The 17,227-nt window shown below is 71.6% G+C and carries 8 protein-coding genes; 3 read left to right on the top strand and 5 right to left on the bottom strand.

Translation table 11 applies throughout. The annotated features are described in order from the left end of the window. Positions 1-2: 2 nt before the first annotated feature. From glgB to ABD875_RS09020, 5 genes are all read right to left on the bottom strand, one after another. Positions 3-2,198, bottom strand: coding sequence for a 1,4-alpha-glucan branching protein GlgB (gene glgB, locus ABD875_RS09040; protein WP_345173615.1), 2,196 nt, complete (start codon positions 2,196-2,198; stop codon positions 3-5). Further along, complete coding sequence (locus tag ABD875_RS09035; RefSeq protein ID WP_345173613.1) at positions 2,195-3,622, bottom strand: maltokinase N-terminal cap-like domain-containing protein; 1,428 nt, start codon at positions 3,620-3,622, stop codon at positions 2,195-2,197. Before ABD875_RS09035 ends, glgB begins: the two co-directional genes overlap by 4 nt. Then, positions 3,619-5,334, bottom strand: a complete 1,716-nt coding sequence (treS, locus tag ABD875_RS09030; RefSeq protein WP_345173611.1) for a maltose alpha-D-glucosyltransferase — start codon at positions 5,332-5,334, stop codon at positions 3,619-3,621. Before treS ends, ABD875_RS09035 begins: the two co-directional genes overlap by 4 nt. Next, on the bottom strand, positions 5,331-7,316 hold the full coding sequence (locus tag ABD875_RS09025) for an alpha-1,4-glucan--maltose-1-phosphate maltosyltransferase (RefSeq protein WP_345173609.1): 1,986 nt from the start codon (positions 7,314-7,316) through the stop codon (positions 5,331-5,333). Before ABD875_RS09025 ends, treS begins: the two co-directional genes overlap by 4 nt. A gap of 291 nt (positions 7,317-7,607) precedes the next feature. After that, positions 7,608-11,018 (bottom strand): M36 family metallopeptidase, encoded by a 3,411-nt coding sequence (locus ABD875_RS09020; RefSeq protein ID WP_345173607.1) that lies wholly within the window; start codon positions 11,016-11,018, stop codon positions 7,608-7,610. Positions 11,019-11,122: 104 nt separating this feature from the next. On the opposite strand from ABD875_RS09020, the gene glgP reads away from it, so the two are divergent. The 3 genes from glgP (at position 11,123) to ABD875_RS09005 (ending at position 17,220) form a co-directional block, all read left to right on the top strand. Further along, a complete protein-coding gene (glgP, locus tag ABD875_RS09015) occupies positions 11,123-13,708 on the top strand; it encodes an alpha-glucan family phosphorylase (RefSeq protein WP_345173605.1) in 2,586 nt (861 codons plus the stop codon). Between the two features lie 67 nt (positions 13,709-13,775). Further along, positions 13,776-16,664, top strand: coding sequence for an ATP-binding protein (locus tag ABD875_RS09010; protein ID WP_345173603.1), 2,889 nt, complete (start codon positions 13,776-13,778; stop codon positions 16,662-16,664). Positions 16,665-16,695: 31 nt separating this feature from the next. After that, a complete protein-coding gene (locus ABD875_RS09005; RefSeq protein WP_345173602.1) occupies positions 16,696-17,220 on the top strand; it encodes a GNAT family N-acetyltransferase in 525 nt (174 codons plus the stop codon). The last annotated feature ends 7 nt before the right edge of the window (positions 17,221-17,227 follow it).

Here is a 17,227-nt window from a genome sequence, read left to right as displayed (position 1 = left end):
GATCACTCCTGACGACGGAACCACACGGTTGCCAGCGGTGGGACGACGATCGTCGCGTGGGCGGGCTGACCGGCGTGCTCGCCCTCGACGGCGGTGATCGCGCCGAGGTTGCCGACGCCGGAGCCGGCGTACGCCGCCGCGTCGGTGTTGACGACCTCGTCCCACTGGCCGGCGGCCGGCAGGCCCAGCTTGTAGTCGTCGTGCGGCACCGCGGCGAAGTTCGCGACGCAGACCAGGTCCGGGTCACCCTGCGCGCCGCGACGGACGAACGAGAAGACGTTGCGGCCCGCGTCGTTGGCGTCGAGCCACTGGAAGCCGGACGGCTCGTGGTCGAGCGCCCACAGCGCGGGGGTGTCGACGTACGCCTTGTTGAGGTCTCGGACCAGGTCGGAGACGCCCTGGTGCTCGGGGTGGTCGAGCAGCCACCAGTCCAGCTCGCGCGACTCGGCCCACTCGGACTCCTGGCCGAGCTCGACGCCCATGAACAGCAGCTGCTTGCCGGGGTGGGCCCACATGAACGCGAGGTAGGCGCGCAGGTTCGCCAGCTGCTGCCAGCGGTCGCCCGGCATCTTGCGCAGCAGCGAGCCCTTGCCGTGCACGACCTCGTCGTGGCTGATCGGGAGGACGAAGTTCTCCGTCCAGGCGTACACGAGCGAGAACGTCATCTCGCCGTGGTGGTAGGCGCGGTGCACGGGCTCGTGCGCCATGTAGTCCAGCGAGTCGTGCATCCAGCCCATGTTCCACTTGAACCCGAAGCCCAGCCCGTCGGCCGAGGTCGGCTTCGTGACGCCCGGCCAGGACGTCGACTCCTCGGCGATCGTGGTGATGCCGGGGACCCGCTTGTAGACGGTGGCGTTCATCTCCTGGAGGAACTGCACCGCCTCGAGGTTCTCGTGCCCGCCGTGGATGTTCGGCGACCACTCGCCCTCCTCGCGGGCGTAGTCGAGGTAGAGCATCGAGGCCACTCCGTCGACGCGCAGGCCGTCGGCGTGGAACTCCTCGAGCCAGTAGAGCGCGTTGGCGTACAGGAAGTTGCGGACCTCCCGGCGCCCGAAGTTGAAGATGTGCGAGCCCCACTCCTTGTGCCAGCCGCGCTGCGGGTTGGGGTCCTCGTACAGCGGCGTGCCGTCGAAGCGCGCCAGCGCCCACTCGTCGGTCGCGAAGTGGCCAGGGACCCAGTCGAGGATCACGCCGATCCCGGCCTGGTGCAGCCGGTCCACGAGCAGCCGGAAGCCGTCCGGGTCGCCGAAGCGCGAGTCCGGCGCGAAGTACGACGTCACGTGGTAGCCCCACGAGCCGCCGAACGGGTGCTGCATCACCGGCATCAGCTCGACGTGGGTGAAGCCCAGCCCGGCGACGTACGCCGGCAGCTCCTCCGCGAGCTCTTCCCACGACCAGTACCGCCCGTCGTGGTGCTTCTTCCACGACCCGAGGTGCATCTCGTAGATGCTCATCGGCGAGGCCACCGGCTGGCGCTTCTGCCGCTCGGCGAGCCAGGCGTCGTCACCCCACGTGTAGCCGGACTCGAAGACCCGCGACGCGGTGTCCGCCGGCTTCTCGGCCCAGGCCGCCATCGGGTCGGCCTTCTCGCGCCACTGCCCGTCCTGCCCGAGCACGGCGTACTTGTACGACGTGCCGGTGCCGACGTTCGGCACGAACAGCTCCCACACCCCCGACGTGCCGAGCTGGCGCATCGGGTGCTCGCGGCCGTCCCAGCTGTTGAAGTCCGCCTTGATCCGGACCGCCCGGGCGTTGGGCGCCCACACCGCGAACGCCGTGCCGGTCACCGGCTCGAGCGCGCCGGGGTAGTGGTGGACGCGGGCGCCGAGGACGTCCCACAGCTGCTCGTGCCGGCCCTCGTTGATCAGGTGCAGGTCGACCTCGCCGAGCGTGGGCAGGAACCGGTACGGGTCGTCGACCACGTGCTCGTGCTCGCCGTACGTCACCGCGACGCGGTAGTCGGGCACGTCGGGGAGCGGTACGACGCCGACCCAGATCCCCTCGTGCTCATGGGTCAGCTCGGTCTCGCCGCCCTCCCAGCGCACCGTGACCTTGGCGGCCAGCGGCTTGAGGACCCGGACCGTCACCCCGCCGTCGTGCGGGTGCGGGCCGAGCACGCCGTGCGGGTTGCCGTGCTCGCCGCTGGCGATCTGGCCGAGCTCGGCCTCGGAGACCTTCAGGACAGTGGTGTTCTTCATGCCGCTCCGATCCTCGCCACGGCCTCGAGCGGGATGTCCACCCAGGTCGGACGGTTGCGGGTCTCGTAGACGGTTTCGTAGACGGCCTTGTCGGCGACGTACGCGTCGAGCAGCGTCCGCTGCTCGGGGGTGATGTCGATGCCGGCGTAGGCGGTGAGGAAGTGGTTACGGTTGCGGTGGGCCCACTCGTCGGCCCGCTGCGCGCGCTGCTCGACGTCCTCGGGGTGGTCCTCGGCGAGCTGCCGCTCCACCACGTGCGGCACGTAGTCGAACGACCGCAGCATCCCGGCGACGTCGCGCCAGGGGGAGTCGGGCCGCAGCCGCTCGGACAGCGGCTTGGCGGGCTCGCCCTCGAAGTCCACGATCTTCCAGCCCAGGCTGGTGCGCAGCGTCTGGCCGAGGTGCAGGTCGCCGTGGATCTGCTGCACCCGCACCCCGTCGAGGGTGCGCAGGCGGGCGTACGCCGCGCGCAGCGTGGACTCGTGCTCGGCCAGGCCGGGCACCACGCCGAGCGCCGCGTCGAGGCGCGCGTCCATGCCGTCGGCCAGCTCGGCCACGGCCGCGGCGTCGAGCTCCTCGACGGGGAAGTGCTCGGCCAGCACGTCGTGCACCTCGCGCAGCGCGGTGCCGAGACGGGCGGCCTCCGACGCGAAGTCGCCGCCGGCTTCGTGGGCGTGCAGCTCGGAGTCGGCGTACAGGTTCCGGACGCTGGTGATCGCGAGGTCCCAGCCGTCGCTGGCGGTGCGCAGGAACTCCTGCAGCATCGCCAGCTGGACGGTCGTGCCCGCGCCGCCGTCGGCGTCCTCGTCGACCCAGTCCAGGTAGCCGTACAGCGCGGCGATGTGGTCGGAGCCCCTGCGGGTGAGGACGTCGTGGACGCTGATGTCGGGGTTCACCCCCGGGGTGATCTTGCGGAACACCTTCATCAGCGCGTCCTCGCCGAACGCCACCGAGGAGTTGGACTGCTCACCGCTGAACAGCGTCGAGTGCGCCTCGAGGTCGAGGTCGTGCCCGGGCAGCCGGTGGAAGCGCAGGCCGCTCTCGTCGAGCAGGTTGCCCCCGGACTCCTTCGCGGCGGCGTCGAACGCCCGCTGCCAGCACGCCATCGCCTCACGGTCGTGGAGGGCGTCGTACGCGTGCACCCAGCCGTACGTCGGCTCCTCCCACCAACCGATGAACGCGTGGTCGAGCCGGGTCTCGGGGTGCTCGTAGAGCGCCATTGGCACCTGGTAGACGTCGGACCCGCCCTCCGCGTCGCCGTAGGCGACCTCGACGAGGTCGATGACGACCGTCGGCTTGCCCTCCGCGCCGCAGGGGACCTCGCCGATCCGGCGCACGGAGGCGACCTCGAACGGGCGCCCCTTGCCCCCGAACCACCGGGTGCGCTCGAGATAGCGGGTGAAGACCTCGGGTTCGGGGATCACAGCAGCAGCCCTTCCTCGGTGGCCTCGGGGGCGGTCAGCCGGAACCAGTAGAAGCCGTAACCGGCCAGCGTGAGCAGGTAGGGCAGCTCCCCGATCTCGGGGAACGGGACCCCGCCCAGCAGCTCGACCGGGCGCCGTCCCTCGAACCGGCGCAGGTCGAGCTCGACCGGCTGCGGGAAGCGCGACAGGTTGTTGACGCACAGGATGAGGTCCTCGCTGCCGTCCGGGGCGGCGTACTCGCGGACGTACGAGAGCACCGACGGGTTGGACCCGCCGAGGTCGTGGAACTCGCCGAGGCCGAACGCCTGGTGGTTGCGGCGCACGTGGATCATGCGTCGCGTCCAGTGCAGGAGCGACGAGGAGTTCTCGAGCTGGGCTTCGACATTGACTGCCTGGTACCCGAACACGGGGTCCTGGATGACCGGGCGGTCGAGCTTGCCCGGCGTCGCGGAGGAGAAGCCGGCGTTGCGGTCGGCGGTCCACTGCATCGGGGTCCGGACACCGTCGCGGTCACCGAGCCAGATGTTGTCGCCCATGCCGATCTCGTCGCCGTAGTAGAGGACGGGGGAGCCGGGCAGCGACAGCAGCAGCGCGTTGAACAGCTCGATCTGGTTGGTGTCGTTGTCCAGCAGCGGGGCGAGCCGGCGACGGATACCGATGTTGGCCTTCATGCGGGGGTCCTTGGCGTACTCGCCCCACATGTAGTCCCGGTCCTCGTCGGTGACCATCTCGAGCGTCAGCTCGTCGTGGTTGCGCAGGAAGATGCCCCACTGGCAGCTCGACGGGATGGGCGGCGTCTGCTCGAGGATCTCCGAGATCGGGAAGCGCGACTCCCGGCGTACCGCCATGAAGATGCGCGGCATCACCGGGAAGTGGAACGCCATGTGGCACTCGTCGCCGCCGGCCTCGAAGTCGCCGAAGTACTCCACGACGTCCTCGGGCCACTGGTTGGCCTCGCAGAGCAGGACGCGGCCGGGGTACTCGTCGTCCACGATCTTGCGGACCTTCTTGAGCATCTCGTGGGTCTCGGGGAGGTTCTCGCCGTTGGTGCCCGGTCGCTCGTAGAGGTACGGCACCGCGTCGAGGCGGAACCCGTCCATGCCCATGTCGAGCCAGAAGCGGATCGCGTCGAGGATCGCCTCCTGGACCTTGGGGTTGTCGAAGTTGAGGTCGGGTTGGTGGGAGAAGAACCGGTGCCAGAAGTACTGCTGGCGGACCGGGTCCCACGTCCAGTTCGACGGCTCGGTGTCGACGAAGATGATCCGGGCTTCCTGATAGAGCTCGTCGGTGTCGGACCAGACGTAGAAGTCGCCGTACGGCCCGTCGGGGTCGGAGCGCGACTGCTGGAACCACTCGTGCTGGTCGCTCGTGTGGTTCATGACGAAGTCGATGATCACGCGGATACCGCGCTTGTGCGCCTCGCCCAGGAAGTAGCGGAAGTCCTCGATCGTGCCGATGTCGGGGTGGATGCCGGTGTAGTCGGCGACGTCGTACCCGTCGTCACGCAGCGGGCTGGGGAAGAACGGCGGGATCCAGAGACAGTCCACCCCGAGCCACTGGAGGTAGTCGAGCTTCTCGACCAGCCCCCGGAAGTCGCCGGTGCCGTCGCCGTTGGAGTCACGGAACGCGCGGACCAGGACCTCGTAGAAGACCGCGGTCTTGAACCACTCGGGGGTCTGCTCGTTGAGGGGCGTCAGGGAGGCCTCCGTCACCGCGTCCTCCTCACCGTCAGGACGTGCGCTGGCTCGTGGAACGGGTCGAGCCGCACGTAGTTGTGCGCGCTCCAGTTCCAGTCCTCTCCGGTGATCTCGTCGTGGACCACGAAGGTGTCGTGCTCGTCGAGCCCGAGCGCGGCCATGTCCAGGTGCACGGTGGTCTCCCGCGCGGCGTGCGGGTCGGTGTTGATGACCACGATGACGGTGTCGCTCCGCCCGTCTCCCTGGCTGGCCGACTTCGAGAAGACCAGGATGTTCTCGTCGTCGCTCCAGTGGATCGCGAGGTTGCGCAGCAGCTGGAGCGCCGGGTGCTGACGCCGGATCTCGTTGAGCCGGGTGAGGTACGGCGCCAGCGTGCGGCCCTCGCGGTCCGCGGCGTCCCAGTCCCGGATCCGGATCTGGTACTTCTCCGAGTCGAGGTACTCCTCGCTCCCGGGCCGCACCGCCACGTGCTCGAACAGCTCGTAGCCCGCGTAGACGCCCCAGCTCGGGGAGCTGGTCGCGGCCAGCGCGGCGCGGACCTTGAACGCGGCCGGCCCGCCGTACTGCAGGTAGGCGTGCAGGATGTCGGGGGTGTTGACGAAGAAGTTCGGCCGCACCATGTGGTCGGTCTCGTGGGACAGCTCGCGGAGGTACTCCTCGATCTCCCACTTGGCGGTGCGCCACGTGAAGTACGTGTAGGACTGGTGGAACCCGATCGCGCCGAGGCCGTGCATCATCGCCGGGCGGGTGAACGCCTCGGCCAGGAACAGCACGTCGGGGTCGGTACGCCGGATCTCCTTGAGCAGCCACTCCCAGAACACGACCGGCTTCGTGTGTGGGTTGTCGACGCGGAACACGCGAACGCCGTGGGACATCCACAGCCGCACGATCCGCAGCACCTCCTGGGCGATGCCCGTGGGGTCGTTGTCGAAGTTGATCGGGTAGATGTCCTGGTACTTCTTCGGCGGGTTCTCCGCGTAGGCGATGGTGCCGTCGGCGCGGGTCGTGAACCACTCGGGGTGCGTCTTCACCCACGGGTGGTCCGGCGCGGCCTGCAGGGCCAGGTCGAGCGCCACCTCGAGCCCGAGCGAGCGGGCGCGGGCGACGAACGCGTCGAAGTCCTCGAACGTGCCGAGGTCGGGGTGGATCGCGTCGTGACCGCCGTGCTTCGACCCGATCGCCCAGGGCGAGCCGGTGTCGTCGGGGCCGGGGTCGAGGGTGTTGTTCGGTCCCTTGCGGTTGACCTCGCCGATCGGGTGGATGGGCGGCAGGTAGACGACGTCGAAGCCCATCGCCGCCACGGCGTCGAGGCGCTTGGCGGCGGTCTGGAAGCTGCCGCTGGTGACCTTGCCGGTCTTCGGGTCCTTGGTCGCGCCCTCGGAGCGCGGGAAGAACTCGTACCAGCTGCTGAAGAGCGCGAGGGGCCGGTCGGCGTACACCGGGAAGGGCCCCTCGACCGTGAGCAGCTCGCGGATCGGGTGCGCGTGCAGGGCCGCGGACACCTCGGGCGACTGGAGCACCGCGAGCCGGGCGGCCTCGGGGCGCTCGGCGTCGGTAGCGGCCTCGAGCGCGCCCTTGAGGACGGGTACGGCGGGGTCCCGCGCCGGCAGCGCGCCGAGCACGCGCTCGATCAGCAGCCGGCCCTCGGTGAACATCAGCTCGACGTCGACCCCGGCCGGGATCTTCAACCCGGCTGCGTGCTGCCAGGTGGCGATCGGGTCGGACCAGGCGACCACCTCGAACGTCCAGGCGCCACCGGCGTCCGGGGTCACCCAGGTCTCGTAGCGGTCGGGCACGTCGCCGTGCTTCGACATCCGCACCGGTGGGCGGCGCTTGCCGTCCGGGCCGATCAGCACGACCTCGGCACCGAGCTTGTCGTGTCCCTCGCGGAACACGGTCGCGCGGACCGGGAACGGCTCACCGACGGTCGCCTTGGCGGGTTGCCGCCCGAGGTCGACGAGCGGCGTGACGTTCATGATGGGGATGCGTCCGACCATGATCTCCAACCTAGCGAGGGTGCAACGCCGACGGATACCGCGTACCCGTCGGCGTTGGCTGGAAACCAGGCGATCTCACCCAGTGGTTCGGCGACGGTGGTTTCGAGGGTGGCTTCGCTCGCACCTCAACCACCGGGTCTCATGGTGGTTTCGAGGGTGGCTTCGCTTGCGCCTCGACCACCGGGTCTCATGGTGGTTTCGAGGGTGGCTTCGCTCGCGCCTCGACGACGGGTCTCCACGGTGGTTGAGGTGCGAGGAGCGCCAGCGACGAGCCTCGAAACCACCCCTCGCTCAGAACACCTGCAGCTCGGCGGCGTGCACGATCGTCCCGCGGTCGGAGCCGGTCTTGCAGTCGGTGTTGTTGATCGGATCCGCGTCCTGCTCCCCGGCGTACCCGCCGAAGCCGGTGCACTGGTTCTCGAGGGCGACCAGCCGGATCGCGGCGGCCCGGGTGGCGGGCACCGCGAAGCTGCGGAGCGTGAGGTCCGGCGCGACCGGCCGGGGCCGGCGCGCGGGGAACGCGTTGCGCTTCGAGGTGTAGAAGCGCTTCCAGACCGCCTGGTCGCTCGCGCAGCTGCTCGTGCACGCCTCGAGCGCGAAGCGACGCAGCGCGGTGAACCGGGAGCCCGAGTCGGGGTCGGGGTCGGCCGCGAGCGGGATCTCGGTGGGGTCCGCCGGCGCGGGGTTGAGCATCGCGCTGACCTGGACCCGGCGCACGGTGTGCACGCCGCCGGCCAGGTCGACCGCGACGAACGGGTGCGTCTCGTCCACGTTGGTCTCGGAGACGCCGGCCCAGGCCGTCCGCTCGGTCCCGTCGAGCAGCCAGGTGGGGTTGAGAGAGCCGGCGCTGGAGCCGATCAGCTTGGCGCCGTTCCTGGTCGCCGCGAGGTTCTTCGGGGTCGCGATCCGGACCGTCTTGCGCTGCCAGGGGTTCACGGTCAGCTTGAGCCGCTTGAACCCGCCGGCCGGGGAGACGAACGTCAGGTCGTAGCGGCCGGGCGCGAACTTCACGACGTTCTTCAGCTTGCCGCCGGGCGCGGTGTCGGCGACCGGGGTGACGCGCGCCTCGTAGTGACCGACGTACACCTTGCCGGGAGAGCCGCTGCGGAACGTGACGGTGCCGTTGCGCGCCTTCGGGGAGGCGAAGCTCGCGGTCACGTCGCCGGAGTCCGCGCTCGGCGTCGAGGCGCCGACGCCGAAGCCGCGCCGGGCGAACGCCGCCCACATGACCTCGTTGTTCGCGCCGCCGAAGCGCATCTCGTCGGCCGCGAGCATCGCGTCGCGGGCGTCGAGCATCGACGTCGCGCCCTGCTGGAGCAGGAACGAGTCGAACACCAGCTGGATCCAGCGCCGGTTGCCCGGGCACTTGTTCGGCGGCAGCGGCGTCTGGCCGGCGGTCGCCTGGGCGCAGCGCAGCTGGAGCTGGGCGTTGCCGTACGGGAACCCGGCGTTCCACCGGTCGACGAGCGCCTGACGGACCTCCCACTGGGTGCCGTTCCAGATCTCGCCGTCTGAGTGCACCTCGTTGCCGGTGCTGTCGAAGCCGTAGTCGGAGTAGTTGAGCGGGTTCTTGTTGATCGCGTAGTCCCGGATCGCGACCGCCTTGTTGCCGGTCGCGTAGACGCCGATGGCCCAGGGGTTCCCGCCGTTCGCGTAGCCGTGGCTGAACATGTACTCGCCGGCCGTCAGGTCGCCCCACGACTCACCCATGGCGCCGCCCTGCTCGGAGGTGATGCCCTCGTCCGGGCCGCCGATCATCCGGTTGCTGATCGCGTGGGTGTACTCGTGGCCGACGATGCCCATGTCGAGACCGCCGTCCACGCACGGGGCGTAGAACGCACCGGCGAGCGGCTGGAAGAGGTACTGGTTCGTGATGCCCGGTACGCCGTCCTGCAGCGTGATCTGGTTGGCGTTGTCACGGCCGAGGAACGACGGCTGCCCGCCGGTGAGGGCACCGGCCTGCGCGTTGCCGATCTCCTGGTCGCCCTCGACGCCGCCGCGGCCCAGGTTGCTGGCCTGCAGGTTGTAGTTCTCCTCGGTGAAGCCCAGGTAGTAGGAGTAGTCGTGCATCCGGTTGTGGGCCACGAACAGGTTGCCGACCGAGGCGTCGATGTCGTTGCCGCCGGGCGTGAGCTGGGCCGGGTCGCACTGGGCGTTGTTCCAGGCGTCGGTGAACTCCGTCGTGTACTCCCGCGTCGGAGAGATCGGCGCCTGCGCCGTACCTCCCGGCGTCAGCGGGCTGACCCACGCCTCGTGGGTGTTCGCGTTGTTGCCGACCGTGGTCAGCGTGCCGATGCCGGTCCCGGCCACCGTGTCCCAGGGCCCGGGCGCGGCGACGTTGCGGAGCGGGCCGCTCGGCGACGTGCAGCCCGCGCCGGGGAACCAGCAGCCGATGACGGTGTTGGTCGGGGTGGTCTCGGGGGAGTAGTCGAGGGTGGGATTCGCGGTGAAGAAGCGCCACTTCGGCTCGAAGCCGAGGTCGCCGGTCGACGGGCCCTCGGTGTCGCTGGTGGTGACGCTGGCGACGTAGCTGCCCGGGGGCAGGAACGGCACGGTCGGCGCGTCGAACGGGCAGACCTGCATCGTGTAGACGCCCTTCGGGATCGACGCGGCGGCGTACGTCGCGGTCTCCGGGCTGGTGCCGAGGTCGCCGGACACGAGCAGGTCGCCGCCGGGCGAGAACAGCTTCACCACGACGTCGTTGGCCGTGTTCGCCATCGCCGCGACCGCGACGATCTGCTTGGTGTTGCCGTCGGTGAGCTCGAACTCGTGCTTCGGGCCGCACGCCGTCGCGGTGACCTCGCCCTGGAACGGATGGACGTCGTTGTTGGCCTCGGCCTGGTTCTGCCGGTGCAGGACCGCCCCGGTGACGCCGTCGACCATCACCGTGTAGGCGAACGGCGAGCCGCCCTCGACGTCGAGGACGTTGGTCTCGAACACCGGGCGCACGGTGCCGTCGGCCAGGGCCAGCGCGCGCAGCCGGACCAGCTGCTGCTGGGCGAAGCCGGGCACCGAGAGCCGGGTCCATCCGTCCGCGACGGCGCTGGTGATGTCACCGGTCGTGACCGTGCGGCCGACGTCGGCAGCGGCCTTCACGAACGCCTGCAGCGGGGTGAGGGTGGCGGCCGGTGGCTCCTCCGTGGTCCGCGTGATCGACGACGACGCGTATGCGATCGCGCCGTTCGCGACGCCGACCGTGACCATGCTCCCCAGCGCCGGCGTGAGCTCCCCGAACCGCTGGCGGAACAGCACCGCCCGAGCGCTGCTCTGCGCGAGCCTCTGGTTGTTGACCAGCTCCAGCGCGTCGACCTGGGCCCGGGTGAGGCCGAAGACGGCGGCGTTGTCGCGCAGCCAGGCGCGGGCGGCGGCCACCGGGTCGCTCGCGGTCGCCCGGGCCAGCACGCCGGTGACCGGCAGGATCGAGGACGGCGTACCGAACTGGTTCCAGCGCAGGTCGACCGCGTTGAGCCCGGTGGCGGCGCGGCGCTGGACGGCGGTCGGGCGCGCGACGCCGCGCAGGTCGAGGTCGGCGAGTCCGGCGACCGGCTCCGTCAGCGTCACCGTGATGTCGCCCGACGGGAGGGGAGCCCGGGTGGGGCTCGTGGCGAGAGCGGGGAGCTGCGCGAGCCCCGGGACCAGGGTGGCGGTCAGGAGGGCCAGCGCGACGCCGCGGTGGTGGCGGCGGCCGGGGGATCGGGTCATGCCGGAGTCAACGCCGGACGCCATCGTTCGTTATGTGAACCGCCTCACCGCGCGGGTCTCCCGGTTCTTTGATCGTTCCAAGGATCTGGCGGTACCGTCCTGCTGTGCGTGCTATCCGTCGCTTCACCGTCCGCCCCGTCCTGCCCCCGGCCCTCGCCGCGCTGGGCGATCTCGCCGGCAACCTGCGCTGGTCCTGGGACCCAGCCGCCCAGGACGTCTTCGAGTATGTCGACCCCACGCTGTGGGAGTCCACGGGTCGCGACCCGGTCAAGCTGCTCGGCGCCGTGGGCCGCGACCGCCTCGAGGAGCTCGCCTCCGACGCCGCGTTCCTGGAGCGCCTGGGTGCCGCCCGCGCGGACCTCGAGCGGTACCTGACCGGCGACCGCTGGTGCCAGCGCCGCCAGGCCGCGGGCGAGGACTGCCCGAAGGCGATCGCCTACTTCTCCCCGGAGTTCGGCATCACCGCGGTGCTCCCGCAGTACTCCGGCGGTCTCGGCATCCTCGCCGGCGACCACCTGAAGGCCGCCAGCGACCTGGGTGTCCCGATCATCGGCGTCGGCCTGCTCTACCGGCACGGCTACTTCAAGCAGGCGCTGTCGCGCGAGGGCTGGCAGCAGGAGTCGTACCCCGTCCTCGACCCCGACGGCCTGCCGATCTCGCTGCTGCGCGAGGAGAACGGCGAGCGGGCGACGATCAGCATCGCCGTCCCCGGCGGCCCCGACATCGAGGCACGGATATTCGTCGCACGCGTCGGCCGGGTGCCGCTGCTGATGCTCGACACCGACCTCGAGCACAACCCCGAGACCTACCGCGACATCACCGACCGGCTGTACGGCGGCAACAGCGAGCACCGGCTGCGCCAGGAGCTGCTGCTCGGCGTCGGCGGCGTGCGCGCGATCCGCGCGTTCTGCCGCATCACCGGCCACCCCGCGCCCGAGGTCTTCCACACCAACGAGGGCCACGCGGGCTTCCTCGGTCTGGAGCGGATCCGCGAGCTCACCGTCGCCGAGGGCGGTCCGAAGCTCGACTTCGACACCGCCCTCGAGGTCGGCCGCGGCTCCACGGTCTTCACGACCCACACCCCGGTGCCCGCCGGCATCGACCGGTTCCCGCGCACGCTCATCGAGCAGTACTTCGGCGAGGCCGGCCCGACCCCGGGCGTGCCGGTCGACCGGGTGCTCGCGCTCGGCGCCGAGGACTACGAGGGCGGCGACGCCTCGGTCTTCAACATGGCGGTGATGGGCTTCCGGCTCGCGCAGCGCGCGAACGGCGTCTCGCAGCTGCACGGCCACGTCAGCCGCGGCATGTTCCGCGGGCTGTGGCCGGCGTTCGACGAGGCCGAGGTCCCGATCACCTCGATCACCAACGGCGTGCACGCGCCGACCTGGGTCGCGCGCGAGGTCGTGGCGCTGGCCGTCGGCCAGGGCGCCGACCCCGAGGACGACGACACCACCGCCTTCTGGGCCGCCGCAGACAAGGTGCCCGGCGCCGAGGTCTGGGCGACCAAGCGGCTGCTGCGCGAGCGGCTGGTCAAGGACGCCCGCAAGCGGCTGGCCCGCTCGTGGGAGAAGCGCGGCGCGGCGCGCGCCGAGCTCGGCTGGATCGAGAACGCCCTCGACCCCGACGTCCTCACCATCGGCTTCGCGCGGCGCGCGGCGTCGTACAAGCGCCTGACGCTGATGATGCGCGACCCCGCGCGGCTCAAGAGCCTCCTGCTGCACCCGGAGCGGCCGATCCAGCTGGTGATCGCCGGCAAGGCGCACCCGGCCGACGACGGCGGCAAGAAGCTCATCCAGGACATCGTCCGGCTCTCCGACGACCCGGAGATCCGGCACCGGATCGTGTTCCTGCCGAACTACGACATCGCGATGGCGCAGCCGCTGTACCCCGGCTGCGACGTCTGGCTGAACAACCCGCTGCGCCCCTACGAGGCGTGCGGCACCTCGGGCATGAAGGCCGCGCTCAACGGCGGTCTCAACCTGTCGGTGCTCGACGGCTGGTGGGACGAGTGGTACGACGGCAACAACGGCTGGGCGATCCCGACCGCCGACGGTGTCGAGGACGTCGACCACCGCGACGACCTCGAGGCCGACGCGCTCTACGACCTGATCGAGAACGAGGTCGCGCCGCGGTTCTACGACCTCGACGCCGAGGGCGTCCCGGCCCGCTGGATCGAGATGACGCGGCACACGCTGAAGTCGCTCGGCCCGAAGGTCCTGGCCACCCGGATGGTCCGCGACTACGTGCGCCAGCTCTACACGCCGGCCGCGCTGACCGCGCGGGCGCTCAACTCCGACTACGCCGGGGCCGCGGAGCTGGCTGCGTGGAAGAAGAAGGTCCGCACCGGTTGGTCCGGCGTCCGCGTCGAGCACGTGGAGAGCAGCGGCGTGAGCGACGCGCCCGAGGTCGGCGACCAGATGAGCGTGTGCGCGTTCGTCGCGCTCGGCGACCTGTCGCCCGCCGACGTCGACGTCCAGCTGATCCACGGCCGCAGCAACGGCGAGGACGAGCTCAGCGACACGACCGTCGAGTCGCTGCGCGTGGCCGAGACCTACGAGGGTGGCCGGCACCGCTTCGACGGCGACCTCGTCCTCGACCACTCCGGCGCCTTCGGGTACACCGTGCGGGTCATCCCGCGCAACGACCTGCTGGCCTCCCCGGCCGAGCTCGGCGTCGTCGCCCTGCCGTAGGCCGGTCTCGCCGTCCTCGTCGCGCGATTCGCGCGCCGGAGCGCCCGGTGCTCCCTAGGGTGTGCCCGTGATCAGAGTTCTCGGGCCGCTCGAGGTGGACGGGCCGGCCGGGCCCGTGGACGTCGGTTCGCCACGACACCGTGAGGTGCTGGCGGCCCTGATCGTCGACGTGGGCCGGGTCGTCTCGACCGACGCGCTGCACGAGCGGGTGTGGGGCGACGGCGCCCGCGGCGCCACGACCGCGAACCTGCACGCGATCATCTCCCGCCTGCGCGCCCGGTTGAAGGCGTCCGACGGGCTGGAGATCGTGACGGTGCCACCGGGCTACCGCCTCGACGTGCCCGCCGAGTCGATCGACGCCGTCCGGTTCGTCGCTCTGCTCGGCCGGGCCAGGTCGTCCCGGACCGCGGGCGACCTCGAGCTCGCACGGCAGCAGGTCGAGGAAGCGCTCGCGCTCTGGCGAGGGGACGCGTACGCCGAGGTCCAGCAGCCGTTCGCGCAGACCGAGGCCGCCCGGTTGGCCGGCCAGCGCCTCGCCGGCCACGAGCTCGCGGCCGACCTCGACCTGGCACTGGGCCGGCACGACCGCGTGCTGGCGGACCTCGCCCCGCTGGTGGCGGAGCACCCGTTGCGCGAGCCGCTTCGCGTCCGTCAGATGCTGGCGCTGTACCGCGCGGGCAACCAGGCCGACGCCCTCGCCGTCTACGCCGACGTGCGCGCGGTGCTCGTCGAGGAGCTCGGCCTGGACCCCGGCCCGGAGCTGCAGCGGCTCTACCAGCGCATCCTCGAGCAGGACGACACCCTGCTCGACGACCCCCGACCCCCGGCAGCCCCGGCGGCGACCCGGCCCGCGGACCAGCGAACGGACCAGCGAACGGACCTGGGCGCCGACCTGCGTCGCGACATCGTCCCGCCGGCCGGCGAGCTGGTCGGCCGCGCCGACCAGGTCGCCTACGTGCGCTCGCTGCTCGACGACAGCGCGCAACGCATCGTCACGCTCACCGGGGTCGGCGGGGTCGGCAAGACCCGGCTCGCCCACGCGGTGGCGACGGCCGCGGCCCCGGCGTACCGCGACGGCGTCGCGATGATCTCCCTGGCGCCGCTGACGGACCCGGCGACCGTCGTCCCCGAGGTCGGCCGCGCGACCGGGCTGACGGCTACCGACGGTCTCGACCCGGTGGCGACCGTCGCCGAGCACCTGCGCAACCGCGAGCTGCTGGTCGTGCTCGACAACCACGAGCACCTCCTGGAGGCGGCCGGACAGGTGAGCCGCCTGGTCGCGTCGTGCCCGGGTCTCACTCTGCTCGTCACCAGCCGCGCTCCCTTGCGGGTCCGCGGCGAGATCCAGTACCAGGTGACGCCGCTGCCCCTGCCCGCCCCGGACGCCGCCGACCCGGAGGACATCGAGTCGTCCGCCGCCGTCGCGCTGTTCGTCGAGCGGGCCGAGGCGGCCTCGCCCGGCTTCGAGCTGGACGCCTCGAACGCCGCAGCGGTCGGTGCGATCTGCCGCAGGCTCGCGGGCATCCCGCTGGCTCTCGAGCTGGCCGCGGCCCGGGTCCGGCTGCTGCCGCCGGTCGCGATGCTGCCCCGCCTCGACGAGATGATGGCGACCTCGAGCGCCCGCGACCTGCCGCCCCGGCAACGCACCATGCGGACGGCGATCGACTGGAGCCACGACCTGCTCCGGCCGGAGGAGCAGCAGCTGTTCCGGCGGCTGTCGGTGTTCGCCGGCGGCTTCAGCCTGGATGCGGCCGAGGCGGTGGCCGATCAGGCCGACGCCCTGTCGCTCCTCGACTCGCTGGTCGAGCACTCGCTCGTCGTACCGGACGGCGCGACCGGCGACACGCCCCGGTTCCGGATGCTCGAGCCGATCCTGCAGTACGCCGCCGACCGGCTCGTCGGCGACGAGGCGCTCGCGGTGCGGGCCAACCACCGGTCCTACTTCGGAGCGCTGGCGGCGGCGACCGAGCCGCGCTACCGCGGCGAGGGCACCATCGAGGCGCTCGCCCTGACCCAGCGGGAGCACCCGAACTACGTCGCGGCCCTGGAGTCCGGCCTCGCGGACGGCGATGCCGAGTCCACTGGTCGGCTGGCGTGGGACCTCTGGCTGTTCTGGTGGCTGCGCGGGCACCTGGTCGAGGGCCGGCGGATCACGACGGCGGTGCTGGAGCGCGACGTCCCCGACGACGTCCGGGTCCGGGCGCTGGCGGCGCGCGGCGCGATGACCTTCGCGCAGGGTGACCTCGAGGAGGCCAGGTGCTGGGTCGAGGGCGCCGCGCTCGCCGCGGCGACCGACGACCCGGTCGGTCAGTCGCACTGCGTCGCCGGCGTCGGCCTGGTCGCCCTCGCCGAGGGTGACCTCGAGGCCGCGGAGCGGGCCATGGACGCCACGATCCCGCTCTGTGAGCGGACCGGGGACCGCGGCGGCTGGCTGTGGACGCTGGCGCACGTCTGGCAGGCGACGATCGCGCTGCTGCGTGGCGACCCGGAGCGGGCCGAGGCGCTCGTGACCCTCGGGCTGGACGCGGGACGGCGCCGGCACGACCCCCTCGCGGTCTACATCGCGCTGTTCACCGCGGCCCAGGTCGCCATCGCCACCGGTGACACCGGTCGCGCCCGCCGGCAGCTGGAGGAGGGGATCGCGCTGAGCCTCGAGACCGGTGACCTGGCCAACCTGGCGTACTTCCTCGACGCGCTCGCGGTCGTCGAGTCCCAGGCCGGCCGGCACCGCCGGGTCGGCGTGCTGCACGGGGCGTCCGGGCGGCTGCGGGAGTCGGTGGGGGCCAACGTCTACGGCTACTACAAGCCGGACGAGGCGTTGCTCGCCGAGGCGCTGGCGGTGGCCGCGACCGCGCTCGGCGAGACGGAGTTCGCGGCGGCGGTCGACGAGGGTCGGCGACTCACGGTGACCGAGGTCGCGGCGTACGCAAGGGGCCTCCAAGCCAACGGCAGGTGATCGACAAGGGCCGCCACCGAGGGTGGTGGTCATGGAGATCCGCACCGAGACCTGGCTGCCGGCCGACTGGCAGCACCCGACCAGGGTCGACCTGATCACGGGCTACCACCTGCGCCCGATCCGGGAGTCCGACGTCGACCTCGACATGCCCGCCGTCATGGGCTCTCGCGACCGGCTCTGGTCGATCTACGGCGCCGCCTGGGGGTGGCCGCCGGTCGGCATGACCCACGAGCAGGACCGCGTCGACCTCGCGCGGCACGAGGCCGAGATCGAGGCTCACGAGTCGTTCAACTACGCGCTGTTCGACACCGACGAGTCCGCCCTGCTCGGCTGCGTGTACGTCGACCCGCCCGAGAAGGCCGGCGCCGACGCCGAGATCTCGTGGTGGGTCGTCGACGGCCTCGTCGGCACCGAGGTCGAGGCCGCTCTCGACGAGCTGGTGCCGCGGTGGATCGCCACCGCCTGGCCACTCGAGCGGCCGCGCTTCGTCGGGCGCGACCTGACCTGGGCCGCGTGGATGGCCCTGCCGGACCTGCCCGCACCCGACCGCGACTGACCCCACA

This window comes from Nocardioides caricicola, from assembly GCF_039541135.1.
Lineage (GTDB): Bacteria > Actinomycetota > Actinomycetes > Propionibacteriales > Nocardioidaceae > Nocardioides > Nocardioides caricicola.
Note: the sequence above shows the minus strand (reverse complement) of the source record. Positions and strands in the feature narration are given on the sequence as shown.

Coding starts and splice junctions, on each gene's coding strand:
- glgB (WP_345173615.1), bottom strand. CDS start 2,198: ATGAAGAACACCACTGTCCTGAAGGTCTCCGAGGCCGAGCTCGGCCAG.
- ABD875_RS09025 (WP_345173609.1), bottom strand. CDS start 7,316: ATGGTCGGACGCATCCCCATCATGAACGTCACGCCGCTCGTCGACCTC.
- ABD875_RS09020 (WP_345173607.1), bottom strand. CDS start 11,018: ATGACCCGATCCCCCGGCCGCCGCCACCACCGCGGCGTCGCGCTGGCC.
- ABD875_RS09005 (WP_345173602.1), top strand. CDS start 16,696: ATGGAGATCCGCACCGAGACCTGGCTGCCGGCCGACTGGCAGCACCCG.